This is a genomic window from Lysobacter sp. Soil_C_59 (assembly GCF_057656415.1).
Window position 1 is genome coordinate 1 of record NZ_JBDGKK010000005.1, and the last position, 24,869, is coordinate 24,869.

At 67.5% G+C, this 24,869-nt stretch carries 28 protein-coding genes; 7 read left to right on the top strand and 21 right to left on the bottom strand.

The window, feature by feature from the left end; translation table 11 throughout:
- Positions 1-261 precede the first annotated feature (261 nt).
- Genes AC3A3Q_RS11240 through AC3A3Q_RS11250 form a run of 3 tightly spaced genes read right to left on the bottom strand, consistent with a single transcriptional unit; the run spans position 262 to position 2,321 of the window.
- Positions 262-738, bottom strand: coding sequence for a DUF4426 domain-containing protein (locus AC3A3Q_RS11240; RefSeq protein WP_487586345.1), 477 nt, complete (start codon positions 736-738; stop codon positions 262-264).
- A gap of 25 nt (positions 739-763) precedes the next feature.
- A complete protein-coding gene (gene proC / locus AC3A3Q_RS11245) occupies positions 764-1,609 on the bottom strand; it encodes a pyrroline-5-carboxylate reductase (protein ID WP_487586346.1) in 846 nt (281 codons plus the stop codon).
- A 55-nt stretch (positions 1,610-1,664) separates the two neighbouring features.
- Positions 1,665-2,321, bottom strand: coding sequence for a YggS family pyridoxal phosphate-dependent enzyme (locus tag AC3A3Q_RS11250; protein WP_487586568.1), 657 nt, complete (start codon positions 2,319-2,321; stop codon positions 1,665-1,667).
- A 183-nt stretch (positions 2,322-2,504) separates the two neighbouring features.
- Between AC3A3Q_RS11250 and AC3A3Q_RS11255 the strand changes: the two genes are divergently transcribed.
- Both AC3A3Q_RS11255 and AC3A3Q_RS11260 read left to right on the top strand, forming a co-directional pair.
- Positions 2,505-3,542 carry a type IV pilus twitching motility protein PilT gene (locus tag AC3A3Q_RS11255; RefSeq protein ID WP_386705023.1) on the top strand — a complete coding sequence of 346 codons (1,038 nt, stop codon included), beginning with the start codon at positions 2,505-2,507 and terminating at the stop codon, positions 3,540-3,542.
- Between the two features lie 100 nt (positions 3,543-3,642).
- Positions 3,643-4,788, top strand: coding sequence for a PilT/PilU family type 4a pilus ATPase (locus tag AC3A3Q_RS11260; protein WP_487586347.1), 1,146 nt, complete (start codon positions 3,643-3,645; stop codon positions 4,786-4,788).
- 462 nt (positions 4,789-5,250) lie between these two features.
- Here the strand turns inward: AC3A3Q_RS11260 and AC3A3Q_RS11265 are convergent, their stop codons facing one another.
- Positions 5,251-5,817, bottom strand: coding sequence for a DNA-3-methyladenine glycosylase I (locus tag AC3A3Q_RS11265; protein WP_487586348.1), 567 nt, complete (start codon positions 5,815-5,817; stop codon positions 5,251-5,253).
- 3 nt (positions 5,818-5,820) lie between these two features.
- Positions 5,821-7,560, bottom strand: coding sequence for a dipeptidyl-peptidase 3 family protein (locus AC3A3Q_RS11270; protein WP_487586349.1), 1,740 nt, complete (start codon positions 7,558-7,560; stop codon positions 5,821-5,823).
- Between the two features lie 90 nt (positions 7,561-7,650).
- Here AC3A3Q_RS11270 and AC3A3Q_RS11275 point away from each other — a divergent pair, with 90 nt between their 5' ends.
- From AC3A3Q_RS11275 to AC3A3Q_RS11285, 3 genes are read left to right on the top strand one after another with little or no spacing between them, the layout of a single operon-like run.
- Positions 7,651-8,217, top strand: a complete 567-nt coding sequence (locus AC3A3Q_RS11275) for a YqgE/AlgH family protein (protein ID WP_487586350.1) — start codon at positions 7,651-7,653, stop codon at positions 8,215-8,217.
- Entirely contained in the window at positions 8,217-8,717 is a 501-nt protein-coding gene (gene ruvX, locus AC3A3Q_RS11280) for a Holliday junction resolvase RuvX (protein WP_487586351.1), read from the top strand. Before AC3A3Q_RS11275 ends, ruvX begins: the two co-directional genes overlap by 1 nt.
- Positions 8,714-9,643: an aspartate carbamoyltransferase catalytic subunit gene (locus tag AC3A3Q_RS11285; protein ID WP_487586352.1), complete on the top strand. Its 930-nt coding sequence runs from the start codon at positions 8,714-8,716 to the stop codon at positions 9,641-9,643. The genes ruvX and AC3A3Q_RS11285 overlap by 4 nt, the downstream gene beginning before the upstream one ends.
- A gap of 101 nt (positions 9,644-9,744) precedes the next feature.
- Here the strand turns inward: AC3A3Q_RS11285 and AC3A3Q_RS11290 are convergent, their stop codons facing one another.
- The 16 genes from AC3A3Q_RS11290 to AC3A3Q_RS11365 all read right to left on the bottom strand — a co-directional run bounded on the left by AC3A3Q_RS11290 (position 9,745) and on the right by AC3A3Q_RS11365 (position 23,048).
- Positions 9,745-10,536 (bottom strand): carboxylesterase family protein, encoded by a 792-nt coding sequence (locus AC3A3Q_RS11290; protein ID WP_487586353.1) that lies wholly within the window; start codon positions 10,534-10,536, stop codon positions 9,745-9,747.
- A gap of 41 nt (positions 10,537-10,577) precedes the next feature.
- On the bottom strand, positions 10,578-11,939 hold the full coding sequence (gene mgtE, locus AC3A3Q_RS11295; protein WP_200604281.1) for a magnesium transporter: 1,362 nt from the start codon (positions 11,937-11,939) through the stop codon (positions 10,578-10,580).
- A 129-nt stretch (positions 11,940-12,068) separates the two neighbouring features.
- Positions 12,069-13,799, bottom strand: coding sequence for a phosphoenolpyruvate--protein phosphotransferase (gene ptsP / locus AC3A3Q_RS11300; RefSeq protein ID WP_487586354.1), 1,731 nt, complete (start codon positions 13,797-13,799; stop codon positions 12,069-12,071).
- 26 nt (positions 13,800-13,825) lie between these two features.
- Positions 13,826-14,095, bottom strand: coding sequence for an HPr family phosphocarrier protein (locus AC3A3Q_RS11305; protein WP_200604283.1), 270 nt, complete (start codon positions 14,093-14,095; stop codon positions 13,826-13,828).
- 118 nt (positions 14,096-14,213) lie between these two features.
- Complete coding sequence (locus tag AC3A3Q_RS11310) at positions 14,214-14,606, bottom strand: PTS sugar transporter subunit IIA (RefSeq protein ID WP_487586355.1); 393 nt, start codon at positions 14,604-14,606, stop codon at positions 14,214-14,216.
- Positions 14,607-14,828: 222 nt separating this feature from the next.
- Positions 14,829-15,110 (bottom strand): hypothetical protein, encoded by a 282-nt coding sequence (locus AC3A3Q_RS11315; protein WP_487586356.1) that lies wholly within the window; start codon positions 15,108-15,110, stop codon positions 14,829-14,831.
- Positions 15,111-15,124: 14 nt separating this feature from the next.
- Positions 15,125-15,409 carry a hypothetical protein gene (locus AC3A3Q_RS11320; protein WP_487586357.1) on the bottom strand — a complete coding sequence of 95 codons (285 nt, stop codon included), beginning with the start codon at positions 15,407-15,409 and terminating at the stop codon, positions 15,125-15,127.
- A 224-nt stretch (positions 15,410-15,633) separates the two neighbouring features.
- Positions 15,634-16,515: an RNase adapter RapZ gene (rapZ, locus tag AC3A3Q_RS11325; protein ID WP_200604287.1), complete on the bottom strand. Its 882-nt coding sequence runs from the start codon at positions 16,513-16,515 to the stop codon at positions 15,634-15,636.
- A gap of 33 nt (positions 16,516-16,548) precedes the next feature.
- Complete coding sequence (gene hprK / locus AC3A3Q_RS11330; protein WP_200604288.1) at positions 16,549-17,499, bottom strand: HPr(Ser) kinase/phosphatase; 951 nt, start codon at positions 17,497-17,499, stop codon at positions 16,549-16,551.
- Between the two features lie 122 nt (positions 17,500-17,621).
- Positions 17,622-17,948 carry a ribosome hibernation-promoting factor, HPF/YfiA family gene (hpf, locus tag AC3A3Q_RS11335; protein ID WP_158734200.1) on the bottom strand — a complete coding sequence of 109 codons (327 nt, stop codon included), beginning with the start codon at positions 17,946-17,948 and terminating at the stop codon, positions 17,622-17,624.
- 160 nt (positions 17,949-18,108) lie between these two features.
- Entirely contained in the window at positions 18,109-19,527 is a 1,419-nt protein-coding gene (locus AC3A3Q_RS11340; protein ID WP_487586358.1) for an RNA polymerase factor sigma-54, read from the bottom strand.
- Between the two features lie 108 nt (positions 19,528-19,635).
- A complete protein-coding gene (gene lptB / locus AC3A3Q_RS11345) occupies positions 19,636-20,355 on the bottom strand; it encodes an LPS export ABC transporter ATP-binding protein (protein WP_386705041.1) in 720 nt (239 codons plus the stop codon).
- A complete protein-coding gene (gene lptA / locus AC3A3Q_RS11350) occupies positions 20,355-20,870 on the bottom strand; it encodes a lipopolysaccharide transport periplasmic protein LptA (protein WP_487586359.1) in 516 nt (171 codons plus the stop codon). Before lptA ends, lptB begins: the two co-directional genes overlap by 1 nt.
- The gene (lptC, locus tag AC3A3Q_RS11355) at positions 20,851-21,423 is read right to left on the bottom strand and encodes an LPS export ABC transporter periplasmic protein LptC (RefSeq protein WP_487586360.1); all 573 of its coding nucleotides are present in this window, start codon (positions 21,421-21,423) and stop codon (positions 20,851-20,853) included. The genes lptA and lptC overlap by 20 nt, the downstream gene beginning before the upstream one ends.
- Positions 21,420-22,001, bottom strand: a complete 582-nt coding sequence (locus AC3A3Q_RS11360) for a KdsC family phosphatase (RefSeq protein WP_487586569.1) — start codon at positions 21,999-22,001, stop codon at positions 21,420-21,422. Before AC3A3Q_RS11360 ends, lptC begins: the two co-directional genes overlap by 4 nt.
- 21 nt (positions 22,002-22,022) lie before the next feature.
- On the bottom strand, positions 22,023-23,048 hold the full coding sequence (locus AC3A3Q_RS11365) for a KpsF/GutQ family sugar-phosphate isomerase (RefSeq protein WP_487586361.1): 1,026 nt from the start codon (positions 23,046-23,048) through the stop codon (positions 22,023-22,025).
- Positions 23,049-23,196: 148 nt separating this feature from the next.
- On the opposite strand from AC3A3Q_RS11365, the gene AC3A3Q_RS11370 reads away from it, so the two are divergent.
- Both AC3A3Q_RS11370 and murA read left to right on the top strand, forming a co-directional pair.
- A complete protein-coding gene (locus AC3A3Q_RS11370) occupies positions 23,197-23,448 on the top strand; it encodes a BolA family protein (protein WP_487586362.1) in 252 nt (83 codons plus the stop codon).
- Between the two features lie 121 nt (positions 23,449-23,569).
- A complete protein-coding gene (gene murA, locus AC3A3Q_RS11375) occupies positions 23,570-24,865 on the top strand; it encodes a UDP-N-acetylglucosamine 1-carboxyvinyltransferase (protein WP_487586363.1) in 1,296 nt (431 codons plus the stop codon).
- Positions 24,866-24,869 lie beyond the last annotated feature (4 nt).

Below are 24,869 nucleotides of genomic sequence, written 5' to 3' on the forward strand. Positions count from 1 at the left end.
GCATCAGACAGGATGTCTGACTAAGGGACGGGGCACTCCCCGCCCCTGCGGACGACGCCGCTCCGAAGGCGGAAGCCCGAGGAGGCCACAGCAACGTCAAGATGGATCCCGGCGTGCGCCGGGATGACGTGATGGAGCGGGTGCGGGCCTGGATCCCGGCGTTCGCCGGGATGACGGTGACAGAGCGGACGGCGTGTCGGCCTGGGTCCCGGCGTTCGCCGGGATGACGGTGACAGGGCATTCGCCGTGATGGCGGAAACTTCAGCGCGGATAGAAATCCCGCGTGAACTGCATCGTCGACGTCGCTCCGTTCTCGCGCACGACCGTGACGTCGAAACGCAGCGTGTCCGGCGGCGTTGCCTCGGCCGTGCCGATGTAATCGAGCAGGTCGCCGCTACGCAGTTCGCGCATCTCGATGGTCTGGCGACGGCCGCGCAGGTCGGTGGCGGTGGCGGTGATGCGCGCCGGCAACGCGACTTCCTGCGCCTCCGGGCCCTGGCGCACCGCGACCAGCAGCATCACCGTGTTGTCCGCGCGGCTGATGCCGTACTGGCTGGCCACCGCCGGCGACAGCGCCGAGGTCTGCATGGCGTTGGCGCGGATGCTGACGTCGCCGACACGGCTGACCGCTTCACCCTGGCCGGCATGAGCAGCAGGCGTGGCCGCCGGCGGTGTGCTGTTGCCGCCACAACCGGTCAGGCCGACAGCCAGCAACACGAAGAGGGGGGCGATGCGCATGCGAGGTCTCCTCGGCAAATGTCTTTTAGTGGTTGGCCGCCGACAACTGCCGGCCGCGCTCGGTGGCAGCGGCAATCGCGCGAGCGACCAGCTCGCGGAAGCCACCGGCCTCGAAGGTTTCGATCGCGGCCTGGGTGGTGCCGCCGGGCGATGTCACCCGGGCGCGCAACACATCGGCCGGCTCGTCGAGCCGCGTCAGCATCGTCGCCGCGCCGAGCAGTGTCTGCTGGACCAATGCCCGCGCCGCTTCCGGCGCCAGCCCCTGCTCGACACCGGCTGCCTGCATCGCTTCGGCAAGCAGGAACACGTAAGCCGGGCCACTGCCGGACACGGCAGTGACCGCATCCATCCGGGTCTCATCGTCGATCCAGACCGTCGGCCCGACCGCGTCGAGCAGGCCCGCGGCGTGATCGCGCTGGTGGCCATCGGTGGCGTCGTTCGCGAACAGGCCCGTAATGCCGACGCCAAGCAGGGCGGGCGTGTTGGGCATGGCCCGGACCACCGCCAGGCCGCCACCGAGCCAGCCGTCGAGCTGGTCGGCGGTGATGCCGGCCGCGATCGAGATCACCAGCGGCCGTTGCGCCTGTGCGATTCCGGCAAGTTCGGTGCAGACGCTGGCCATCACCTGCGGCTTGACCGCCAGCAGCCAAACGTCGGCGCCCGCCGCGGCTTCGGCGGCGTTGTCGAACCCCTGGACATGGAAGTCGCGTTCGAGTGCCTGGCGCAAGGCATCGGCGGGCTCGGCGACGTGGATGCCGTCGGCCGGCTGGCCTCGTGCGATCAGGCCGCCGATCAGGCTGCGCGCCATGTTGCCGCCGCCAATGAAGGCAATGGCGCCGGTGAAGGACGAGGGGTAAGGGGTCTGGGACATGTAAGGGGAGGTGGTCGACTGACGGGCAGGGCCGGTCATCGAGGATAGCAAGGCCTCAGGCCGGCCTCGGCCGTGCGCCGAACAGCGCGGTGCCGATGCGCACCATCGTCGCCCCCTCGGCAATGGCGATGGCATGGTCGTCGCTCATGCCCATCGACAGCGTGTCGACCCGTGGATGGGTCGCGCGCAGGGCGTCGAACAACTCGCGGCTGCGCCGGAACGCGCCGCGCCGCTGCCCGGGGTCCGGGTGGGGCGTGGGGATCACCATCAATCCGCGCAGACACAGGCGCGGCTGGGCGGCAATGGCGTCGGCCAGGGCGGGCACGTCGCCGGGCTCGCAGCCATGCTTGCTGGCTTCGTCATCGATATTGACCTGGATCAGCACGTTCAATGGCGGCCGATCCGCTGCCCTGTGCTGGGCCAGGGCGGTCACCAGCTTGATCCGGTCGACGGTCTGGACCCAGTCGAACAGGGTCGCCGCCTCCCTGGCCTTGTTGGACTGCAAATGGCCAATCAAGTGCCATTCCAGGCCCAGTCCGGCCAGCGCCGGTTGCTTGGCAGCGGTCTCCTGCACATAGTTCTCGCCGAAGGCGCGCTGGCCGGCGGCCGCCAATTCCGCGACGGCCGTCGCATCCTGGGTCTTGCTGACGGCAAGCAGCCGCGGCACTGGCCGTCCAGCCGCCGCCGCCGCGTTCTCAAGCTTGAGTTGCATGTCCTGCAGGGCGCTGGCGCGCACGTCTCAATTCCTGTCTAAAGTGCTGGAAAGATGGCGAGGTTAGGGGGCTATACTGCGGCGCAGGGGTAGTTTGGATCCACTTCGGGGCACTTCAAGGCCCCGTGTTCAAAGTACTGATCTTCAAGTCTGTTTTTCCAGTGGCAGTGCAGGGGAGCACGCATGGATATCGCCGAACTTCTGGCGTTTTCGGTAAAGAACAAAGCATCCGACCTGCACCTGTCGGCGGGCTTGCCGCCGATGATCCGGGTCGACGGCGACGTCCGCCGCATCAACATCCCGGCCCTGGACCACAAGCAGGTGCACGCGCTCGTCTACGACATCATGTCGGACAAGCAGCGTCGCGACTTCGAAGAGTTCCTCGAGGTCGACTTCTCCTTCGAGATCCCCGGCCTGGCGCGTTTCCGCGTCAACGCCTTCAACCAGAACCGCGGTGCCGGTGCGGTGTTCCGTACCATTCCCTCGGAAGTACTGACCCTGGACGACCTGGGTTGCCCGCCGATCTTCCGTGAGCTCATCGACCAGCCGCAGGGCCTGATCCTGGTGACCGGCCCGACCGGTTCGGGCAAGTCGACCACGCTGGCGGCGATGATCGACCACATCAACAAGAACGAATACGGCCACATCCTCTCCGTCGAGGACCCGATCGAATTCGTCCACACCTCGCAGAAGTGCCTGATCAACCAGCGCGAGGTGCACCGCGACACGCACGGCTTCAACGAGGCGCTGCGTTCGGCCCTTCGTGAAGACCCCGACTACATCCTCGTCGGCGAGTTGCGCGACCTGGAAACCATCCGCCTGGCGCTGACCGCAGCGGAAACCGGCCACCTTGTGTTCGGCACCCTGCACACCTCCTCGGCGGCCAAGACGGTCGACCGAATCATCGACGTGTTCCCCGCCGGCGAAAAGCCGATGGTGCGCTCGATGTTGTCGGAGTCGCTGCGCGCGGTGATCTCGCAGGCGCTGCTGAAGAAGGTCGGCGGCGGTCGTACCGCGGCCTGGGAAATCATGGTCGGCATCCCGGCGATCCGTAACCTGATCCGCGAGGACAAGGTCGCGCAGATGTACTCCTCGATCCAGACCGGTCAGCAGTACGGAATGATGACGCTCGACCAGCACCTCCAGGACCTGGTCAAGCGCGGCCTGATCCTGCGTCCGCAGGCGCGCGAGTACGCCAAGGACAAGCGTCTTTTCGAATGACCGGACACCGGCCTCTCCCGGCAGCGGGAGAGGGAGGTGAAGGCAGTTTCGTCAGTCACACGCCGCACCGGCTGGGGAGCCTGGCGGCACTGGAGTAAGCATGAGCAGCACTACCGGCGGCAGCATCGATTTCACCTCGTTCCTCAAACTGATGGCGCACCAGAAGGCGTCGGACCTGTTCATCACCGCCGGCATGCCGCCGTCGATGAAGGTCCACGGCAAGATCTCGCCGATCACCCAGAACCCGCTGACGCCCCAGCAAAGCCGCGACCTCGTCCTCAACGTGATGACGCCGCAGCAGCGCGAGGAGTTCGAAAAGACCCACGAGTGCAACTTCGCCATCGGCGTGGCCGGCGTCGGCCGCTTCCGCGTCAGCTGCTTCTACCAGCGCAACCAGGTCGGCATGGTGCTGCGCCGCATCGAGACCAAGATCCCGACGGTCGAGGAGCTCAACCTGCCGCCGGTGATCAAGACGCTGGCGATGACCAAGCGCGGCATCATCATCTTCGTCGGTGCGACCGGTACCGGTAAGTCGACCTCGCTGGCGGCCATGATCGGCTACCGCAACCTCAACTCGACCGGTCACATCATCACCATCGAGGACCCCATCGAGTTCGTGCACAAGCACGAGGGCTGCATCATCACCCAGCGCGAAGTCGGCATCGACACCGACAGCTGGGACGCGGCGCTGAAGAACACGCTGCGCCAGGCGCCGGACGTGATCATGATCGGCGAGGTGCGTACCCGCGAGGGCATGGACCACGCGATCGCCTTCGCCGAAACCGGTCACCTGGTGCTGTGCACGCTGCACGCCAACAACGCCAACCAGGCGATGGACCGCATCATCAACTTCTTCCCGGAAGACCGCCGCCAGCAGTTGCTGATGGACCTGTCGCTGAACCTCAAGGGCGTGGTCGCGCAGCAGCTGATCCCGACCCCGGACGGCAAGGGTCGGCGCGTGGCGATGGAGATCATGCTGGGCACGCCGCTGGTGCAGGACTACATCCGCGACGGCGAGATCCACAAGCTCAAGGAAGTTATGAAGGAGTCCGTGCAGCTGGGCATGAAGACCTTCGACCAGAGCCTGTTCGAGCTGTACCAGGCCGGCGAGATCAGCTACGAGGACGCGCTGCGTTACGCCGACTCGCAGAATGAAGTGCGCCTGCGCATCAAGCTGGCCCAGGGCGGCGACGCCAAGACGCTGGCGGCTGGCATGGACGGCATCGAGGTCGCGGAAATCCGCTGATTTCCGTCCTTGGTGCTCCACGGAAAAGCCGGGCAATACCCGGCTTTTTTGTGCGCGTCGTTATTGGTTGGTGGTTGGTGGTTGGGTGGGTGGAGGAGGTGGGGTGTATTCCGCGAACCTCCGCTTCGCTCCGTTTACTGTTCGCGAAATACGCGCAAGGAAGTGGTTGTTCCAGGAACCAAGCCAGAATCTTGACCCCGTCATCCCCGCGAAGGCGGGGACCCAGCGTCGTTGCCCTTGGCCTGTCATTCCCGCGAAGGCGGGAATCCAAGGACGTTGCGACGAAGACGGGGAAATGAATTGCCGAAGCGTCGTTCGCCGGGCCGGGGATTGCGGAGCAGTGGGCCATGGATGGCCCACGCCCCGCCTCCGGACAGGACGTCCGGCGAAGGGGCGGAGCAATCCCCGGCCCGGCGGACGACGCCGTGCCGCAGACGCAAGCCAAGCACTACAAGCCGACGCTCAGAGCTTCCGCCGCCACGGCGGATCCAGCGGCGGCTTCAACTTGAGGATCCGCGCCTGCACCGGGCAACTGTCGCGGTGCGCACCCGGCAGATAGCCCAGGCTCATCAGGAACTCGCCGGTGATCTCGCCGCCGGTGAAGCGGAACGTCTTCTTGAACAGCTTCACCCAGTCGGCCTTGTCGCGACGCTTGCCGTCCACCTGCATGTTCGCGTCGAGCCACTGCGCGAAGCTGCCGTGCGATGCGCGCAGGCCCTGGATGACCTGGGCGTTGTGGATCGCCGCGTCCACCTTGAGGCGGTTGCGGATGATGCCGGCGTCCTCGAGCAGCCGCGCGCGATCGGCCTGACCGTAGGCGGCGACCTTGTCGATGTCGAAGCCGTCATAGGCGCGGTGGAATCCCTCGCGCTTGCGCAGCATCGTTTCCCAGCTCAGCCCGGCCTGGTTGATCTCCAGCACCAGCCGCTCGAACAGCACCGCGTCGTCGCGTTGCGGGAAGCCGTACTCGCGGTCGTGGTACGGGCCGTGCAGCGGGTGGCCGGGGGCGTAGTCGCAGTAACCGGACATCGCTTACGGCTTGCCCGCTGCGTACTGCTCCAGGCCCAGCACGCCCAGGCCCTGCTCGAAGCGGATGTCGACCGGGATCTTCGCGTCCTTCAGTCGCCCCAGGTCGGCCGCGAGCTCCGGCTTGATCATGCCCAGCGTCTCGGTCATGCGCTTGGCCTCGGCGTAATCACCGTCGCCCTGCACCTTGAGCAGCTTGGCGCTGAGGGCGTTCATCGCCGCGCGCATCTTCTCGAAGTCGACGCGATAACGGCCGTCCGGGTCGCGGCTGAAAGCGCCCTGCTCAGCGAAGAAGTTGAAGCGAACCATGTTCGCCTTGCCATGCGCATCGCTGGCGCCGAAGCGCACCGAGCGCAGGATGCCGGCGAGGAAGGTCACGTAGCCATCCATCAGCTTGCTCTCTTCCAGCTCGCCCTTGCGGCTGAGCGCGTCGATCATGTACAGGCCCAGGATGTCGGCCTTGCCTTCCTCGAAGCTGGACGAGTATTCCTTCAGCGCCTCGTCGACCGTGCCCTTGCCGTCGAGCGTCTTCTTGATGCCCAGGCCGTGCGCGACCTCATGGAACATCACGTCCTCGAAGAACGCGTCGAAGGTCACGTGCTTGAGCTGGTCGGACGCAATCAGTTGCTGCGCGATCGGCGTGAGGATGGTGTCGAACTTCGCCTTCATCACGTTCTCAAGCTGCAGCCGGCGCGTGCCCTTGGCCAGCTGCACTTCCTCGTCGTTGGGCAGGTTGATGGCGATGGTCTTGGCGCCGACGTTGGCGTTGCCGCCGTAATAGACGACCTGGTACGCGTTGAGGTCGGCCGCCGAGCCGGGCACTTCGGCCTTGTACTTGTCGTCGACCGGCAGGCCCTTCTGCAGCGCCGGCAGGAAGCTGGCGAAGCGGGCGAGCTTCTTGCTCCACTCCACGTCCTTGACCAGCACCAGCCCCTCGTACGCGGCCTTGTAGCCGAACAGCTGATCCTCGTAGGTCTCGATCGGGCCGATGACGATGTCGACCGGATTGGTCTTCATGTCCATCCAGGCCATGTCGCTGCGCCTGAAGTCGTCGTCGAGCAGGGCCTTGGCGCGCATGGTCAGGTAGTTGGCGAAGGACTTGTCCGCGCTCAGCGCGGCGGCTTCGCGCAGCAGCGCGGCGGCGCGTTCCAGGTCGGCCTTGTAGGCCTCGTGGTACGGCACGGTCACCAGCTTGCCGCTGTCGCGGCGCAGCAGGGTGTAGTTGGAGGTCTTGTCGGGCAGCGCGGCCCCTTCGAATTCGGCCTTGCTCATGTCGGCCGGATAGAACGGCCCGCCTGGCGGACGCGCTCCGACGCCGTCGATGATCGGCGTGTCCTCGTTGAGGCGGTCCCACGGGCCGAAGTTGACCTCGACCAGTTCACGCGTGGCCGCATCGGGCGCACGCGCGAGCAGGGCGGCGCGATCGCCGTCCCAGGACTGCTTCCAGTAGATGTCGTTCATGACCTCGCTGGCCTGAACGAGCTTGGCGATCATGCGCTTGCCGGCATCGTCGAAACCCGACAGGTCGGCCTTGAGCGGCACCACGGCGTAGTCGCCGGCATGGGCGGTGGCGTAGCTGGCTGCGGCGGTGGTTGCCTGCGCCGCCGGCTTGGCCGGCTCCTGCGGGGTTTGCGGCTTGCATGCGCTCAGGGCCAGGCCGGCGAGGCAGGCCACGGCAAGGGCACGAAATCGGCGAGAGTTCAGGCGAGAGTTCAGGAGCGAGGCGGTCAGGATCGGAGCTGTCATGGCGGCGGCACGGCGTGGACAGGGAAAGTCGTCATCCTACGCCCGCACCGGTGCGGCACGCATCGCAAAACGCGGGCTAGAATGTTGGCCATGTCAGTGACTCCCACGCCACTTGCCAACCAGCTGCTGATCGCGTTGCCGGCCCTGGCCGATTCCAACTTCGCCCGCAGCGTCGCCCTGATCTGCCAGCACGACGCCGATGGCGCGATGGGCCTGGTCGTCAATCGCCCGTCCGAGTACACGCTGGGCGAGGTCTTCGGCCAGATGGGCCTGGAAGGCGGCGACCCGTCGCTGCTGTCGCAGATCGTCCTTGCCGGCGGCCCGGTCCATCCCGAGCGCGGTTTCGTCCTGCACGACGGCGGCTCGCAGTGGGATTCGACGCTGGCCATCACCGAACGGCTGTTCCTGACCACCTCGCGCGACATCCTCGAAGCGATGGCGCGGGGCGATGGCCCCGACAACGCGATCGTCGCGCTCGGGTGCGCCGGCTGGGGCTCCGGGCAGCTCGAGCAGGAACTGACCGAGAACGACTGGCTGACCGCGCCGGCCGATGCCGAACTGCTGTTCGAACTGCCGCTGGACGCGCGCTGGCAGGCGGCGGCCGGACGCATCGGCGTCGATTTCGCGTACCTGGCCGACTACTCCGGGCACGCCTGATGGCGGGCACCGCGGACAAGGCGTCATCGATCCGGCGCGACGGCACCGTGCTCGGCTTCGACGTCGGCGCACGCCGGATAGGCGTAGCCGTCGCCAGCGCCTTCGGCCATGGCGCGCGCGCACTGGCGGTGATCGACGTCCACGGCCACGGCCCGGACTGGGCCGCGATCGACCGGCTGCGCAGCGAGTGGCGCCCCGACGGCCTGATCGTCGGCGATCCGATGAGCCTTGACGGCGGCGACCAGCCGATCCGCGTACGCGCCCATGCATTCGCACGTGAACTGCACGCACGCTACGGGCTGCCGGTGGTGCTGGTCGACGAGCGCATGAGTTCGATCGAGGCCGCGCAGCGCTTCGCCTCCGATCGCGCCGAGGGCCGCAAGCGCCGCCGCGATGCCGAGGCGCTGGACGCGGTGGCGGCAGCGGTGATCATCGAACGCTGGCTGGCCGCGCCGGATGATGCCCTGGACCTTTCCGAACTTCCTCATCCCACTCCATGAACGCACCGCACACGCACCTGCCGCGCCACCTGCTGACCCTGCAAGACCTCGAACGCGGCACGCTCGATGCGTTGCTGGTGCGTGCGCAGGCGTTCGCCGAAGGGCACTACGACCGCCGCGCGCTCGACGGCATCGCCGTGTGCACGCTGTTCTTCGAACCGTCCACGCGCACGCGCATGAGTTTCACCCTCGCGGCGCAGCGGCTGGGCGCGGACGTGATCAACTTCGACGCCTCGACGTCGTCGACGCGCAAGGGCGAGACCGCGCTGGACACGCTCAAGAACCTCGAGGCGATGGGCGTGCGCGGGTTCGTCGTGCGCCACCACGAGGATGGTGCCGTGGCGGCGCTGTCACGCCATGCCGAAGACGGCACGGTGCTGGTGAACGCCGGCGACGGACGCAGCGCGCACCCGACCCAGGGCCTGCTCGACATGCTGACCCTGCGCCAGGCCAAGGGCGCCGACTTCTCGAAGCTGAAGGTGCTGGTCGTCGGCGACGTCAAGCATTCGCGCGTCGCACGCTCCGATCTGCAGGCGCTGCGCACGCTCGGCACCGGCGACATCCGCGTCTGCGGCCCGGCCTCGCTGCTGCCGGACGACGGCACGCTGCAGGGCTGCAACGTCTCGCACGACCTGGATGCCGCGCTCGAAGGCGTCGACGCGGTGATGATGCTGCGCCTGCAGCGCGAGCGCATGGAAGAAGGCCTGATCGCATCGCTCGACGATTACCACCGCGATTTCGGCCTGACCAGCACGCGCGTCAAGCGCGCCGCGGCCGATGCCGTGGTGATGCACCCGGGCCCGATCAACCGCGGCGTGGAGATCACCGACGAAGTCGCCGACGGTCCGCAGTCGCTGATCCTGCGCCAGGTCAGCAACGGCGTGGCGGTGCGGATGGCGGTGCTGGAAGCGCTGCTGCGCGGCTAGGCATCCTTCGACTTCGCTGCGCTACGCCCAGGACGAACGGTGCCAGGAAGAAGTTGACCGTTCGTCCTGAGCGTAGGCGCAAAGCGCCGAAGTCGAAGGACTCAGCGCCTCTGCGCCCACACCCACTCCCACAACTCCGGCATCGCATACGCCGGGTCCCAGACGTCGTGCCCCACGCCAGCCAGTTCGCTGTAGCGCACATCGGCGCCGACCTTGCGCAGCGCCTCGTCCATATGCCGTGACTGGTCCGGCGTGACCGCCTCGTCGTTGGCGCCATGGAACAGCCACATCGGGATGTGCTGCAGCCTTTGTGCCGCGGCCGCGAAAGGGTCCGGTGCCTGCGCCACGCCCTCGACCTGCAGGCGCTCGGGTACTCCCGGCGGCTGCGTGAGGCCGCCGCAGACCGGCACCAGCGCGGCAAAACGCAGCGGCTCCATCAACGCCAGTTCGTACGCGCCGTAGCCGCCACGCGACAACCCGGTCAGGACGATGCGGTGCTGGTCGCCGTCGAATTCGCGCACGCTCGCCTCGAGTGCGGCCAATGCCATGCGTGCGGTGACGCCGTCCCAAGAACGGCCTTCGGGCGACTGCGGCATCACCACGATCGCCGGGAAGTCGGGCAGGTGCTTGCGCAGGTAGGGACCCAGGCCGACCTCGGTCTGCTTGCGGTTGTCGCTGCCGCGCTCACCTGAGCCGTGCAGGAACAGGATCACCGGCGGATGGCGACCGGCGGCCCGTGCCGATGGCACGAACACCTGGTAGCGATACGTGGCGCCTTCCACCTGCAGCTGGCGCTCGACGAAACGGCCGCTGGCTTCGCGTGCCGGCCGATGCGCGCAGGCGGCAGTCAATGCAACGAGCATCAGGACGAGCAGGCGGGAAACGTTCGACATCGACAAGCCTCCGGAATGCGGAGCGAGGAATGCCGCGGACGCTATCGCAGCAGGATCAGCGTCGCCAGGCCGAGGAAGGTGAAGAAGCCCATGACGTCGGTGACGGTGGTCAGGAAAATGCCGCTGGCCAATGCCGGATCGAAACCCGCGCGCCGCAACGTCACCGGCACCAGCACCCCCGCCACGGCCGCGAACAGCAGGTTCAGGGTCAGGGCGATGCCGATCACGATCGAAAGCCCGACGCTGTGGAACCACAGCAGCACGATCAGCGCCAGCAGCGTGCCCAGCACCAGGCCGTTGAGCAGCGCCACGCGCGCTTCCTTCCACAGCAGCGTGCGCACGTTGGCCGCGCCGACCTGGCCCAAGGCCAGGCCGCGCACCATCAGCGCCAGCACCTGCGTGCCGGCGTTGCCGCCCATGCCGGCGACGATCGGCATCAGCACCGCCAGCGCCACCAGCTTGTCGATGGTGTCGGCGAATTCGCCGACCACGCTGGCCGCAAGGAACGCCGTGCCCAGGTTGATCGACAGCCAGATCAGGCGCCGCCGCATCGCGCGCCAGACCGGGCTGAAGAGGTCTTCGTCCTCGTCCAGGCCGGCCGCGCTCAGGGCCTGGTGTTCGGCCTGGTTGCGGATGATGTCGACGACGTCGTCGATGGTGATGCGGCCGAGCAGGATGTTGTTCTCGTCGACCACCGGCGCGCTGAGCCAGTCATGGTCGGAGAACTTGCGTGCGACCTCGTTCGCCGATTCCTCGACGTCGATGGCGGCCTGCTCGTCGTCGATCAGCTTGTTGATCGGCGTGCCCGGGTCGTGCGTCAACAGCGCGGCCAGCGCGAGGCGACCCAGGTACTGGTGGCGGCGGCTGACCACGTACAGGTGATCGGTGTGCTCGGGCAGTTCGCCGCGCAGGCGCAGGTAGCGCAGCACGACGTCGACGGTGGTGTCGGTTCGCACCGTCACCACGTCGGGGTTCATCAGGCGGCCGGCGGTGTCCTCCGGGTACGACAGCACCTGCTCGAGGCGCTCGCGGTTCTCGCGGTCCATCGACTTGAGGACTTCGTCGATGACCGTGTCGGGCAGGTCTTCGACCAGGTCGGCAAGGTCATCGATTTCCAGTTCGGAGGCCGCGGCGATGATCTCGTCCGGGTCCATCTCCGCCAGCAGGCTCTCGCGCACTTCGTCGCCGACGTGGACCAGCACCTCGCCGTCGTCCTCGGCATCGACCAGGCCCCACACGATCGTGCGCTTGGCCGGCGGCAGCGATTCGAGCAGGTTGCCGATCTCGGCAGGGGAGAGGGTGTTGACCAGCCGGCGCACCGGACCCAGACGACCGCTGTCGAGCGCATCGGAAAGCAGGCGCAGCTGTCGTGCGGTCTTGTCGTGGCGGACGGCTTCGGCCATGCGGGGCTTCCGGTGGCGCATCGCACCACGATGGCGCGACAGGGCTAGGTGTTCATGGCGCGCATTATCGCCCCTGGGGCCGATAAAGCCCAGCCCGGAGAGGCTGCGTCATCCGTGGTGCACCTGTGGTCAGGTGCGATGCGCCGGCGCGTTGCCGTGGATCCACTCTTCGATCGCCATCCGATCACGAGCGCGCAGCAGTGCCGGTGCGTTGGCCTTCAACTGCGCCAGGTTGCAATGACGGATGGTCCGGCGCAGTTCCAGCAGCGTCGCCGGGTGCAGGCTGAACTCCGTCAGGCCCAGGGCCAGCAGCATCGGCGCGAAATGCGGATCGCCGGCCATCTCGCCGCAGACCGCAACCGGCTTGCCGCGCTTCTCGCCCAGGCGGATCACGTCGCGGACCAGGCGGATCACCGCCGGATGGAGCGGCGTGTAGAGGTTGGTCAGCGCTTCGTTGTTGCGGTCGGCGGCGAGCAGGTACTGGACCAGGTCGTTGGTGCCGATCGACAGGAAGTCGACCGAGCCGATGAAGGTCGGCAGTGCAATCGCGGCGGCCGGCACTTCGATCATCGCGCCCAGCGGCACCTGCTCGGCCACTTCGTGGCCTTCCTCGCGCAGCTGCGTGGTGACGCGCTTGAGCATGCTGCGCACCGCGCGCACTTCCTCGCGGCTGCTGACCATCGGCAGCAGGATGCGCAACGGGCCATAGCCGGAGGCGCGCACGAGCGCACGCAGCTGCGACTCGAGCAGCCCGGATCGCGCCAGCGACAGGCGCACGCCGCGCAGTCCGAGCGCCGGATTGGGCTCGTCGCGCAGGGCCAGTCCGGTGCGGTCGGCCTTGTCGGCGCCCAGGTCGAGCGTGCGGATGGTGACCGTGCGCCCGGTCATGCCAAGCACGACGTCGCGGTAGACGCGGAACTGCTCATCCTCGTCGGGCAGTTCGTTGCGCTGCAGGAACAGGAACTCGGTGCGATACAGGCCGACGCCGGCCGCGCCCAGCGCATGCGCCTCGGCGACGTCGTCGCGCGATTCGGCGTTGGCAAACAGTTTGACGTCGACGCCGTCGATGGTTCGGGTCGGCTCGCGGCGCAGGCGGTGCAGTTGCTTGCGCTCGCGGGCCAGTTCGCGCACGCGACCGCGATGCCCGCGCAGGTCGTTGGCGTCAGGCTCAAGCACCACCCGGCCGGTGGCGCCGTCGACGGCGAGCACGTCGCCATCGTTGATCTTCTGCATCGCCTGCGCCGCGCCGACGACGTAGGGCAGGTGCAGGCTGCGCGCAAGGATCGCGCTGTGCGACAGGATGCTGCCGCTGGTGGTGACGATCGCCATCACCCCCTGCGCCTGCAGTTGCGCAAGTTCGGCGGGGGCGACGTTGTCGGTGACCAGGATCTCGCCGGCGACACCGGAGATGCCGTTGTCGTGGCGGTGCAGGGCGGCGTGGACGCGACCGATGACCTGGTCGATGTCGTCGACGCGGCTGCGGAAGTAGGCATCGTCCATGGCCTGGAAGACCGAGGCGATGCGGTCGCGCTGCAGGCGCAGTGCATAGTCGGCGGAATAGCGGCCGGTGCGGATCAGTTCGTCCAGGCCGCTGAGCAGTTCAGGGTCGTCGAGCAGCAGGCTGTGCAGGTCGAGGAACTCGCCGACTTCATGCACCAGTGCGCCGTGCAGTCGCTCGCGCAGCGCGAACATCTCGTTGCGGACGGTGGCGATGGCGGCGTGCAGTCGCGCGACTTCGGCTTCGACCGCCTTGGCCGGGATGTGCTCCTCCAGCACTTCGAGCACGTGCGGCAGGCGGACACGGGCGCGGCCAAGGGCGCTTCCGCGCGATGCACCGTGTCCGTTGAACTCCTGCCTCATTCCTTTCCCCGGTGTGTGGTGGAGCGTCAGCTATCTTCGTCGAAGCGACGCTCGAACAGCGATATCACTGCCTGCGCCGCATTGGCCTCGTCTTCACCCTCGACCCGCAGCTTGACCTGCGTGCCCTGTCCGGCGGCCAGCAACATCACGCCCATGATGCTCTTGGCATTGACCTCGCGGCCCTTGGCCGTAAGCGTGGCGCTGCTGCGGAAACCCGACAGCGCCTGCACCAGCTTTGCGGTTGCGCGCGCGTGCAGGCCGAGGCGATTGGTGACGGTCAGTTCGTGTTCGATCATCGCCGATTCCTCGCTCCCGCTACGCGCCCGTTGCCGCACCGGCAGTCCAGGTCACGCTTGCATTGCCAACGGCATTCCATTTCGTCGTGCTCCAGAGGTTCTCTCACGCTTGATCCACTCACGCTTCATCCACGATCACGCCATTGCGCGCACCGGCGGCGGCCACGGCGGGCAGCTCGTCCAGGGTCAGGTCGGCGTAATTCATTACCCGCAGCAGCATCGGCAGGCTCAGCGCCGACACGCGCCGTACCGGCGTGCCCAGGCGGGCAACCTTGGCCGCGAGGTTGCTGGGCGTGGCGCCATACAGATCGGTCAGCACCAGTACGCCATCGCCGCCGTCGACCCGGCGCAGGGCGGCGCTAGCCAGCGGCAGCAGGGCATCGGGGTCGCCGTCGAACGGCACCTCCAGTGCTTCGATGCGCAGCGGCAGCGGACGCAACAGGCGCCCGGCCACCGCGATCAACGCGCTGCCAATGCCTTCATGGGTGATCAGGAGGATGCCGACGGCCATGCCGCCAAATTAGCAGAGCCGGGTGACGAGCCGGAAGCGCCGTGACGTCGATGGCGCGATCGAGGGCCAAAACCGGGGTCAGAGTACCTTTTGCTTAAAAGGTACTCTGACCCCGGTTTTGGGGTGTCGTCGCTCCATGCGAAAGAAGCGGCCCGCATCGCTGCGGGCCGCGGTTGGCGATCGCCGGAGCGACCGCGTGGGTCGCCGCCGATGACAGGGGCATTACTTCGACGGCGGGGTGGTGTCGTCCTGCGGTGGCGTCTGCTCGCCTTCCACCGGTGGCGGTGTCGGTGCGCCTGACTCCGGTGCCGTCGCTGGCGGCGTGGTGGTGTCGGCCGGCGGCGCGGTCGTGTCAGGCGGTGGGGTCTCGGCCGGCGGCGGCGTCGTCTCCACGGGGACAGGTGTCGTGGTCTCGGTCTTCTGGCAGCCGCCCAAGGCCAGCGCCGCGGAAGTGACCACCAGGGCGAGGGCACCGATCATCGGATGGGACTGGGTCGCTCTCATGGCTTGCCTCCTCACTAGTACTGGCTCGTGCCACCCTGGCTGGCGGCGTATTCGGTTTCGGAAAGCTGGCCGTCGCCGTCGCGATCGGCCTTGGCGAACTGGCTGGTCAGCCTGGCGTCGGCGGCTGCTTCGTCCTTGCTGACCTTGCCGTCGGCATTCACGTCCATGTCGCTGAAGCTCATCGTCTTCGGCGTCGTGTCCATGGTCTTGTCGGGCGGCGGGGGCGTCGTCGGTGGTTCGGTGCGCTGGGCCAATGCCGGCGGTGCGGCAAGCGCGGCGAACAAGACGAGCGACGTCATCGATGGAAGCGTCGTTGATGGAAACGTGCGGATTCGCATGGGCATCTCCGTGGTGGAGTCGCGCTGCCTTGCAACGCAACCCGACCCTATCCGCTTCCACGCAAGGCAAACGCAAGCAAGCCGCAAAAATTTCGTGATATCGCCGAATGCGGCGCCGCGAAGTCAGGAAGGATTCACTGCATCGGCCCGCGATGCCGCGCTCGCGGAGACGCGCAAGTGGTGTGTCAGTCCAGCTCGCGGTGATGCACCGCGACTTCTTCCCAACCCTTCTCACGCGCGTGCGCGGCAAGGCGTTCGGCGAGGTAGACCGAGCGATGGCGGCCGCCGGTGCAGCCGAATGCGATCGTGGCATAGCTGCGGGTACTGTCGACATGCAGGCGCGGCAACCACGTGTCGAGGAACTGGCTGATCTGGTCGGCGAACAGGTTCACGTCCGGCTGCGCTTCCAGGTATTGGCGGATCGCGGCATCGCGACCCGACAGCGGGCGCAGCACCGGGTCCCAATGCGGATTGGGCAGGGCGCGCGCATCGAACACGAAGTCGGCATCGGCCGGCACGCCGCGTCGATAGGCGAAGGACTCGAACAGTAGCGACATACCGGTATCGCCACCGATGCCGAACTCGGTGATGACCTGTCGACGCAACTGGTGGACGTTGAGGTCACTGGTGTCGACAACCGCATCGGCGATCGTGCGCAGCGGCTTGAGTACCTGGCGCTCCAGCGAGATCGCATCGGCCAGCGAAAGGCCAAGATGGCTCAGGGGATGGCGACGGCGGGTGTCGGCATAGCGCTTGAGCACGGTGGCGTCGCTGGCATCGAAGAACACCAGCTTCGGATCCAGGCCCAGTGCGCCCACCGCCGACAACCAGTCGGGGATGTTGCTCAGGTCGCTGTGGCGGTTGCGCACGTCGATGCTGACGGCGAGCTTCGCCGGCGCGCCGTCATCGGCGCGCTGCACGCTGGCGACGAACTGCGGCAGCAGGTCGGCCGGCAGGTTGTCGACGCAGAAGTAACCCAGGTCCTCGAACGTCTTCAGCGCCACCGACTTGCCCGAACCGGACATGCCGCTGACGATCACGAGGGAGGAGGTCGGGGTTTCGCTCATGGGACGGGGTCTTTGCGCTGGCGTGGAGCGGCGTCAGGAATCGCCGCGTTCAAGGAAATTGCTGTGGCGGGCGATGAATGCCGCCGCCGGGTCGAGACCCTTCATGCGCAGACTGTGCAGCCGCGTCGCCGCCTCGGTCAGCACGGCCAGGTTGCGGCCGGGCATGACGGGCAGGGTGATCATCGGCACGTCGAGGTCGAGCACGCGGCGCACGCCACTGTCGCCGGTAAGCCGTTCCATTCCCATCGGCTTGGGCTCGGTCATCGGCTTTGCCAGGTGCACGATCAGGCGCAGGTACTTGTTGTTCTTGACCGCGGTGTCGCCGAACATCTGGCGGATGTTGAGCACGCCCAGGCCGCGCACTTCCAGCAGGTCCTGCAGCATTTCAGGGCAGGTGCCGTCGAGTACGTCGGGTGCTATCTGGGTGAATTCCGGTGCGTCGTCGGCGACCAGGCGATGGCCGCGCGTCACCAGCTCAAGCGCCAGCTCGCTCTTGCCCGAGCCTGATTCACCGGTGATCAGCACGCCGATGGAATAGATCTCCATGAACACACCGTGCAGCGTCACCCTCGGCGCCAGCGTGCGCGCCAGGTGGTACTGCAGGTGGTTGAGCAGTTCATGCCCGCGCCGCGGCGAGATCCACAGCGGCGTCTGGCTTTCCTGCGCGGCGATGCGCAGGTCTTCGGGGCAGGGCTGGTCCTTGCTGATCACCAGCGCCAGCGGTCGGAACTGGATGATCTTCTCGATCGTCTCCCAGCGCAGCCGCGAGTCGAGTGCGTCGAGCCAGGCCAGCTCCTCGGTGCCAAGGATCTGCACCTTGTTGGGATAGATGGCGTTGAGGTAGCCGGCCAGCGATGGCCGCCGCGCCACGGTGTTGACCGCTTCGAGCACGCGCCGGCCGCCCTGTTCGCCGGCAAGCCAGCGCAGGCTGAGGCGATCGCGTTGTTGTTCGAACAGTTCCCCCGCACTGATGCTCGTGCTCATTCGGGCCTCAGGCGCGATTGCCCGGCGGGCGACGGGCGCCCGCGCGGACAGGTGTTCTGGACAAGATGCGCGACCGCAGCCGCGCTCAACGATTCATCCAGGGGCATGGAGTTCGGAGGGGGTCAGCCGAAGCTGTCGCTGCGTGCGGCGCTTTCGCCGCGGTGGTGGTCGACGACCTTGCTGCGGTGTTCCTTGAGCAGTCGGTCGAGCTTGTCGGAAAGCAGGTCGATCGCGGCGTACATGTCGATTGCAGCGGCGTCGGCGTGGAGCGTGCGGCCGGCGATGTTGACGGTGGCCTTGGCGCGGTGGTTGGGCTTGTCGAGGCTGAGCTGTGTGCGGACGTCGAAAGCCTGTTCGCAATGCCGTTCCAGTCGGGCCAGCTTGCTTTCGACGTAGTCACGCAGTGCCGGTGTGACTTCGATTTGCTGGCCGTAGGTTTCGATACGCATCGGAGACCTCCTTTACGTCGCAACGGGAAGACAGGATGGCACGACCGGTGCGATGTGCAAGTGGCCACCGTTCGCAGTTTGGCCAAAGAGGCGTGGAAAGCCTTGATCCGTAGATGATTTTGGCCAGTTTCATCAACTCCTTAACGCGTATGTGACACGTTCAGCTGATGCGGACGCGATCCTGCGACGAGGGGATGCTCATGGCCTCGCGGTACTTGGCCACGGTGCGCCGCGCCACTGGCACGCCTGTTGCCTTGAGGGTCTCGGCCAGGCGCGCGTCGGACAGCGGCTTGCGCGGGTTCTCGGCTTCGATCAGGCGGCGGATCATCGACTGGATCGCGGTGCTGGAGGCTTCGCCGCCGGCGCCGGTGTCGATGCCCGAGGCGAAGAATGCGCGTAGCGGTATGGTCCCGCGCGGCGTGCGCGCGTACTTGCGCGCGATCGCGCGCGACACGGTGGATTCGTGCAGGCCGACCTCGGCCGCGACTTCGCGCAGCGTCAGCGGCCGCAGCGCGCTGTCGCCGAACTCGAGGAAGGCCGCCTGTTGCTTGAGCAGGCAGCGGGCGACCTTGATCAGGGTCTCGCCGCGGGCCTCCAGGCTCTTGAGCAGCCAGCGCGCTTCCTGCAGGTGGCCGCGCAGGTAACTGGCATCGGTGCCGCTGGCGTGGCGCACCATGCTCTCGTAGCCGCGATGGATCGCGATGCGCGGGCGCATTCCGTCGGCCAGCGCGACCCGCCACAGGCCGTGCTGGCGCCAGATGACCAGGTCCGGGGCGATGTAGGTGTCGCTGGCGATCGCGCCGATCTGCGCGCCGGGCCGAGGATCGAGTGAGCGCAGCAGGTGGACCGCGGTCTCGACTTCGCCCAGGTCGAGCCGCATCTCGCTGGCCAGGCCGGCGACGCCGATCTTGGGAAGGCGCTCGAGCGGGCCATTGGCCAACTGGTGGGCCAATGCCTTGCCAGGCGTCTCGTTGGCGAACTGCGCCAGCTGCAGGCGCAGGCATTCGCCCAGATTGCGCGCGCCGACGCCGACCGGATCGAACTGCTGCACCTGGTGCAGCACGGTGGTGATCTCTTCTTCGCCGGCCTCCACCGCCGGTGCCAGCGAGGCGGCGATCGACTCCAGCGGCTCTCGCAGGTAGCCGTCATCGTCGATGGCTTCGATCAGGGCGACACCGATCAGGCGGTCACGCGGCGACAGCGGGCTCAGGTGCAGCTGCCACAGCAGATGGTCGTGCAGCGTGTCCGACTCTGCGACCTGCTCGGCGACCGGCGAATCGTCGTCGTTGTCGGCCGGGCCGATGCGCTCGTACCACGGCTCGCCGTCGTTGCTGCCCCATTCGGCTTCGGGCGGCAGGTGCTCGCTGCTGTCTTCATGCGACGACGAATCGCTTGCGCCGTTGCCATTGGTGACGCTGATCGCGACTTCGGTCCAGTCCAGCAGCGGATTGCTTTCCACTGCGGCCGCCAGTTCAGCTTCAAGCTCGACTGCCGACAACTGCAGCAGGCGGATCGCCTGACGCAGCTGCGGTGTCATCACCAGCTGTTGTCCTAGTGCGGCTTGGAGGCGGGGCTTCATTGTCTGAGACTAACGCGACCGGGGGAGGTCGACGGCCGTGCCGCGTTCGTCGCGATGCGCACTCCGCGCACCGCATCCTTCATTGACTGCACATCACTGGAAAGGATGTCACAGTCTGAAGGTTTCACCCAGATAAACGCGTCGGACGTCGGGATTTGCAAGCAGCGCATCGGGTGCTCCCTGCGCGAGCACGCCACCTTCGTTGAGAATATACGCCCGATCGCAAATACCCAAGGTTTCGCGCACGTTGTGGTCGGTGATCAGCACGCCGATGCCCCGATTCTTGAGGTGGCGCACGATTCTCTGGATCTCGCCGACCGAGATCGGGTCGACACCGGCGAAGGGCTCGTCGAGCAGCATCAGCCTGGGCTTGGCCGCGAGCGCGCGGGCGATCTCGACGCGTCGTCGCTCGCCGCCGGAGAGGCTGGCGCCGATCTGGTCGGCGACGTGGTTGACCTGCAGCTCGTCCAGCAGGCTGGCCAGCTCGCGCTCGCGCCCGGCCTTGTCGAGGTCCTCGCGCAGCTCCAGCACGAGGCGGATGTTGTCGGCCACGCTGAGCTTGCGGAACACCGACGGCTCCTGCGGCAGGTAGCCGACGCCGTACTTGGCGCGGGCATACATGGGCTCGGAGGTGATGTCCTTGCCGTCGAGGACGATCTGGCCGGCATCGGCCGGGACCAGGCCGACGATCATGTAGAAGCAGGTGGTCTTGCCGGCGCCGTTGGGCCCGAGCAGGCCGACGACCTCGCCTGCATCCAGGGTCAGGGCGAAATCCTTGACGACTTCACGGGAACGATAGGCCTTGCGCAACCCCTGGGCGACCAGCATCAGCCGCCTCCCTGCGCGTTCTTGGGCAGGATCCGGATCTTGACCCGTCCGGCATCCTGGCCGCCGCCCTGAACCTGGCCGGTCTTCATGTTGTAGATCACGCGTTCGCCGGCGATCGAGCCGCTGGGCTGGCGGATGTTGACGCCGCCGGTGAAGACCACGATTTCGGACTTCAGGTCGTAATCGACCTTGCGGGCGACCGCGTCCATGGCCTTGCCGTCGTCGAGCTCCTGCTTGAGCGTGACCGGCGAGCCGGTCAGCACCGCGCGCACGGGTTCGCCGCCGCTGGAGGAGATCACGGCCTGGGTGGAGCGGATGTCGAGCGTGCCCTGGGTGATGATGACGCCGCCACTGAGCGTGGTCGGGCGGCTGTCGTCCATCGAGTAGTCGCTGCTGCCAGCGTCGATGTCCATCGGCTTGTTGCGGTCGCTGGTGCGGGCCAGCGCGGCGGCCGGGGCCAGCGCCATCACTGTCGCCAGGCAGAGCGTCGACAGGCTAGCGAACAGATCGGTCATAGCGGGCCTTGACGTCGGATTTGAGAATGATGCGCTTGGCATCGAGGTCGGCTTCCAGCCCTTGGCCGTTCAGTATAAAGCCCGGCTGGGTGACCGTTACCTTCGCGGTCGAGGTGGCGCGCTTGTCGTCCGGGAAAACGTTCAGGTGGTCGGCCGTGATCTTGACCGGCTTGCCGTCGGCGTTGGTGCTGTGCGCGTCGACGCCGCCGCGCAGGCGCACTTCCTCGCCCTTTTCGCTGACCCAGCCGGTCTTCGAGCGCACTTCCCACGGGGTCGCCTTGCTGCCGGCCTTGGGCGGGATCACGAACAGCGGCGTGGCGATGTCGAGCGTCTTCACCTTCGGATCGCGCTCCATCTTGGGCGCGATCAGGGTAAACGCTTCCGCGCCCTGCTCGTCGAGCACGGTCAGTTCGAAGTCGTGCAGGGTGTAGTCGGGTCGATTGGCGTCGCCGCCAGCGAGGGAGTCGCGGTCGCGCTGGGACCACAGGGCCCAGGTGCTGAGCACCGCGCCGACGAGCAGCAACAGGAAGATCACGACGCCGCGTCGGGTCATGCGTTGCCCTCGATGCGGGTGCCCTGAAGCTGGCTGACTTCGGCCAGCAGCGTCTCGGCGTGGCCCTGCGCGGCCAGCAGCAGGTCGCACAGTTCGCGCGCCGCGCCATGGCCGGCGCGCAGGCTGGTGCGCCAGTGGACGCGGCCGGCGACCCAGGGATGGGCGTTGGCGGGGGCGACGGCGAGTCCGGTCTGCAGCATCACCCGCAGGTCGGGCAGGTCGTCGCCCATGAATGAGACCTGGTCCATGGCGATGCCCATGCGCGAGGCGATGTCGCGCACGCAGGCGAGTTTGTCGGCCACCGCCGTGTGCGCCTCGGTGATGCCCAGGTCGGCGGCGCGGCGCAGCGCCACTTCGCTGGCACGGGCGGTGACGAAGGCGACCGTGATACCGGACTTGCGCAGCAGCACCAGGCCCTGGCCGTCGTGGACGTGGAAGGCCTTGAGCTCGCGACCCTCGCTGTCGAAGAACAGGCGCCCATCGGTCAGCGTGCCGTCGACATCGAAGCAGGCCAGGCGGATGCGCGCCGCGCGTTCGCGGATGTCGGCCGGATAGTCGTTGAGGTGGCTGTAGGTCATGGGGCTCGAAGGCATGCGTCTTTAGACCACCCGTGCGCGCAACAGGTCATGAATATTGAGCGCACCGACCACGCGCCGCGCCTCGTCGACCACCAGCAGGCCGCTGATCTTGTGCGCCTCCATCAGCTGCGCGGCCTCGACCGCGAGCGAGTCGGAACCGATCGTCTTGGGCGAGCGCGTCATCACCTCGGCGATGCGGGTATGGCGCAGGTCGACACCGGCATCGTCGAGCGTGCGGCGCAGGTCGCCGTCGGTGTAGAGGCCGAGCAGGCGGCCGTCGTCATCGACCACCGCGGTCATGCCCAGGCGCTTGCGGCTCATCTCGATCAGCGCCTCGCTGATGCTGGCATCGGCACTGATCCGCGGCACGTCGTCGCCGGCATGCATGATGTCGGAGATGTGCAGCAGCAGACGACGGCCAAGCGCACCGGCGGGGTGCGAGCGGGCGAAGTCGTCGGCGGTGAAGCCGCGCGCGTCCAGCAGGGCCACGGCGAGTGCATCGCCCAGCGCCAGCGAGGCGGTGGTGCTGGAGGTCGGCGCCAGCGCCAGCGGGCAGGCTTCGGCCGGGACGCTGACGTCCAGGTGCACGTCGGCCTCGCGTGCCAGCGAGGAGTTCGGGCGGCCGGTCATGCTGATCAGCTTGTTGCCCTGGCGCTTGAGCACCGGCAGCAGCATCAGCACTTCGTCGCTCTCGCCCGAGTAGGACAGCGCCAGCACCACGTCGACGTCGGTGATCATGCCCAGGTCGCCGTGACCGGCCTCACCGGGGTGGACGTAGAACGCCGGGGTGCCGGTCGAGGCCAGGGTCGCGGCGATCTTGCGGGCGATATGGCCGGACTTGCCCATGCCGGTGCAGACCACGCGGCCGCTGGAGGCCAGGATCAGCTTGCAGGCGTCGCTGAAGTCGCCGTCGATGCGCTCGGCCACGGCGGCCAGCGCCTGCCCCTCGATCTCGAACACGCGGCGGCCGCTGGCGGCGAGCTGCGCCGGGTCGTCGGCGTAAGGCTGGATGGGGTGGGGCTGGGCAGGGGTTGGGACGCTTGCCATTTCGGACCGGGGGCCTTTCCGCTAGGCTAATCCATCAATTCTATGCGGTTCATCCGCCAAAAGCCCGTCAAGCCCGGGCTCCCGCCCACCGCGAGACCGTGCGCAGCCCCGCTGCCGCAGGCCGCATTGCACTCCGAGGCCCCGTCCAGTGAATCCCGAGACCATCCGCCAGCTGATCGAACAGGGCCTGCCCGGCTCGCGCGCCGACGTGCGCGGCGACGACGGCGTCCATTTCGAGGCCACCGTGGTGGCCGAGGCATTCCGCGGCAAGCTGCCGCTGGCCCGTCATCGCCTGGTCTACGCGACCCTGGGCGAGCGCATGGGCGGCGAGATCCACGCCCTGGCGCTGAAGACGATCACGCCTGAAGAAGCAACAGCGGGAATGGGGAATCGGGAATAGGGAACACGATGCGCCGCTGCGGTGTACCGCGCCGTAAGTTGCCGTCCACACCGTTCCCGCTCTTCATTCCCCATTCCCCATACCCGCTCCTCACCACTCCCGCACTCACCCAAGACCAGCCATGCAAAAGATCGTAGTAGAAGGCGGCGCCGCGCTGAACGGCGAGGTGCAGATCTCCGGTGCCAAGAACGCAGTGCTGCCGATCCTGTGCGCGACGCTGCTGGCCGACGGCCCGGTCTCGATCAGCAACGTGCCGCACCTGCACGACGTGGTCACCACGGCCAAGCTGCTGGCTGAACTCGGCGCCGGCATCACCGTCGACGAAGGCACCATCAGCGTCAACGGCAAGCCCGGCCGCGGCCGCGGCATCGTCGTCGACCCGACCACCGTGCACAGCCACGTCGCTCCCTACGAGCTGGTCAAGACCATGCGAGCTTCGGTGCTGGTGCTCGGCCCGCTGCTGGCCAAGTTCGGCGCCGCCGAAGTCTCGCTGCCCGGTGGCTGCGCGATCGGTTCGCGTCCGGTCGACCAGCACATCAAGGGCCTGCAGGCGCTGGGTGCCGAGATCACGGTCGAGAACGGCTACATCAAGGCGCACCGCAACGGCCGCCTGAAGGGTGCGCGCTTCGTCTTCGACGTGGTCACCGTCACCGGCACCGAGAACGTGCTCATGGCCGCCGTCCTCGCCGAAGGCACCAGCGTGCTCGAGAACGCGGCGATGGAACCGGAGATCGTCGACCTGGCCGACTGCCTCAATGCACTGGGCGCGAACATCGAGCACGCCGGCAGCGGCCGCATCGTCGTCCATGGCGTCGAGCGCCTGCACGGCGGCAGCCACGACGTGCTGCCCGATCGCATCGAGACCGGCACGTTCCTGGTTGCCGCAGCGATGACCGGCGGCCGCGTCACCGTGCGACGCGCGCGTCCGGACACGCTCGATGCCGTCATCGACAAGCTCAAGCAGGCCGGCGCGCAGATCGAGATCGAAGGCGACCGCATCACCCTGGACATGCAGGGCAAGCGTCCGCGCGCGGTCGACCTGACCACCGCGCCGCACCCGGCGTTCCCGACCGACATGCAGGCGCAGTTCATGGCTATGAACTGCATCGCCGACGGCGTCGGCGTGATCAACGAGACGATCTTCGAGAACCGCTTCATGCACGTCTCGGAACTGCAGCGCCTGGGCGCCGACATCCGCGTCGAAGGCCACACCGCGATCATCCGCGGCGTCGAGCGGCTCACTGCAGCGCCGGTGATGGCGACCGACCTGCGCGCATCGGCGTCGCTGGTGCTGGCCGGCCTGGTTGCCGAGGGCGCCACCACCATCGACCGCATCTACCATCTCGACCGCGGCTACGAGAACCTCGAAGAGAAGTTCTCGGGCCTGGGCGCGAGCGTGCGCCGCATCGCCGGTTGAGGGG

Bases quoted from the DNA above. Each gene is read 5' to 3' on its own strand.
- AC3A3Q_RS11240 (WP_487586345.1), bottom strand. From the start codon at position 738: ATGCGCATCGCCCCCCTCTTCGTGTTGCTGGCTGTCGGCCTGACCGGT.
- proC (WP_487586346.1), bottom strand. From the start codon at position 1,609: ATGTCCCAGACCCCTTACCCCTCGTCCTTCACCGGCGCCATTGCCTTC.
- AC3A3Q_RS11250 (WP_487586568.1), bottom strand. From the start codon at position 2,321: ATGCAACTCAAGCTTGAGAACGCGGCGGCGGCGGCTGGACGGCCAGTG.
- AC3A3Q_RS11255 (WP_386705023.1), top strand. From the start codon at position 2,505: ATGGATATCGCCGAACTTCTGGCGTTTTCGGTAAAGAACAAAGCATCC.
- AC3A3Q_RS11260 (WP_487586347.1), top strand. From the start codon at position 3,643: ATGAGCAGCACTACCGGCGGCAGCATCGATTTCACCTCGTTCCTCAAA.
- AC3A3Q_RS11265 (WP_487586348.1), bottom strand. From the start codon at position 5,817: ATGTCCGGTTACTGCGACTACGCCCCCGGCCACCCGCTGCACGGCCCG.
- AC3A3Q_RS11270 (WP_487586349.1), bottom strand. From the start codon at position 7,560: ATGACAGCTCCGATCCTGACCGCCTCGCTCCTGAACTCTCGCCTGAAC.
- AC3A3Q_RS11275 (WP_487586350.1), top strand. From the start codon at position 7,651: ATGTCAGTGACTCCCACGCCACTTGCCAACCAGCTGCTGATCGCGTTG.
- ruvX (WP_487586351.1), top strand. From the start codon at position 8,217: ATGGCGGGCACCGCGGACAAGGCGTCATCGATCCGGCGCGACGGCACC.
- AC3A3Q_RS11285 (WP_487586352.1), top strand. From the start codon at position 8,714: ATGAACGCACCGCACACGCACCTGCCGCGCCACCTGCTGACCCTGCAA.
- AC3A3Q_RS11290 (WP_487586353.1), bottom strand. From the start codon at position 10,536: ATGTCGAACGTTTCCCGCCTGCTCGTCCTGATGCTCGTTGCATTGACT.
- mgtE (WP_200604281.1), bottom strand. From the start codon at position 11,939: ATGGCCGAAGCCGTCCGCCACGACAAGACCGCACGACAGCTGCGCCTG.
- ptsP (WP_487586354.1), bottom strand. From the start codon at position 13,799: ATGAGGCAGGAGTTCAACGGACACGGTGCATCGCGCGGAAGCGCCCTT.
- AC3A3Q_RS11305 (WP_200604283.1), bottom strand. From the start codon at position 14,095: ATGATCGAACACGAACTGACCGTCACCAATCGCCTCGGCCTGCACGCG.
- AC3A3Q_RS11310 (WP_487586355.1), bottom strand. From the start codon at position 14,606: ATGGCCGTCGGCATCCTCCTGATCACCCATGAAGGCATTGGCAGCGCG.
- AC3A3Q_RS11315 (WP_487586356.1), bottom strand. From the start codon at position 15,110: ATGAGAGCGACCCAGTCCCATCCGATGATCGGTGCCCTCGCCCTGGTG.
- AC3A3Q_RS11320 (WP_487586357.1), bottom strand. From the start codon at position 15,409: ATGACGTCGCTCGTCTTGTTCGCCGCGCTTGCCGCACCGCCGGCATTG.
- rapZ (WP_200604287.1), bottom strand. From the start codon at position 16,515: ATGAGCGAAACCCCGACCTCCTCCCTCGTGATCGTCAGCGGCATGTCC.
- hprK (WP_200604288.1), bottom strand. From the start codon at position 17,499: ATGAGCACGAGCATCAGTGCGGGGGAACTGTTCGAACAACAACGCGAT.
- hpf (WP_158734200.1), bottom strand. From the start codon at position 17,948: ATGCGTATCGAAACCTACGGCCAGCAAATCGAAGTCACACCGGCACTG.
- AC3A3Q_RS11340 (WP_487586358.1), bottom strand. From the start codon at position 19,527: ATGAAGCCCCGCCTCCAAGCCGCACTAGGACAACAGCTGGTGATGACA.
- lptB (WP_386705041.1), bottom strand. From the start codon at position 20,355: ATGCTGGTCGCCCAGGGGTTGCGCAAGGCCTATCGTTCCCGTGAAGTC.
- lptA (WP_487586359.1), bottom strand. From the start codon at position 20,870: ATGACCGATCTGTTCGCTAGCCTGTCGACGCTCTGCCTGGCGACAGTG.
- lptC (WP_487586360.1), bottom strand. From the start codon at position 21,423: ATGACCCGACGCGGCGTCGTGATCTTCCTGTTGCTGCTCGTCGGCGCG.
- AC3A3Q_RS11360 (WP_487586569.1), bottom strand. From the start codon at position 22,001: ATGACCTACAGCCACCTCAACGACTATCCGGCCGACATCCGCGAACGC.
- AC3A3Q_RS11365 (WP_487586361.1), bottom strand. From the start codon at position 23,048: ATGGCAAGCGTCCCAACCCCTGCCCAGCCCCACCCCATCCAGCCTTAC.
- murA (WP_487586363.1), top strand. From the start codon at position 23,570: ATGCAAAAGATCGTAGTAGAAGGCGGCGCCGCGCTGAACGGCGAGGTG.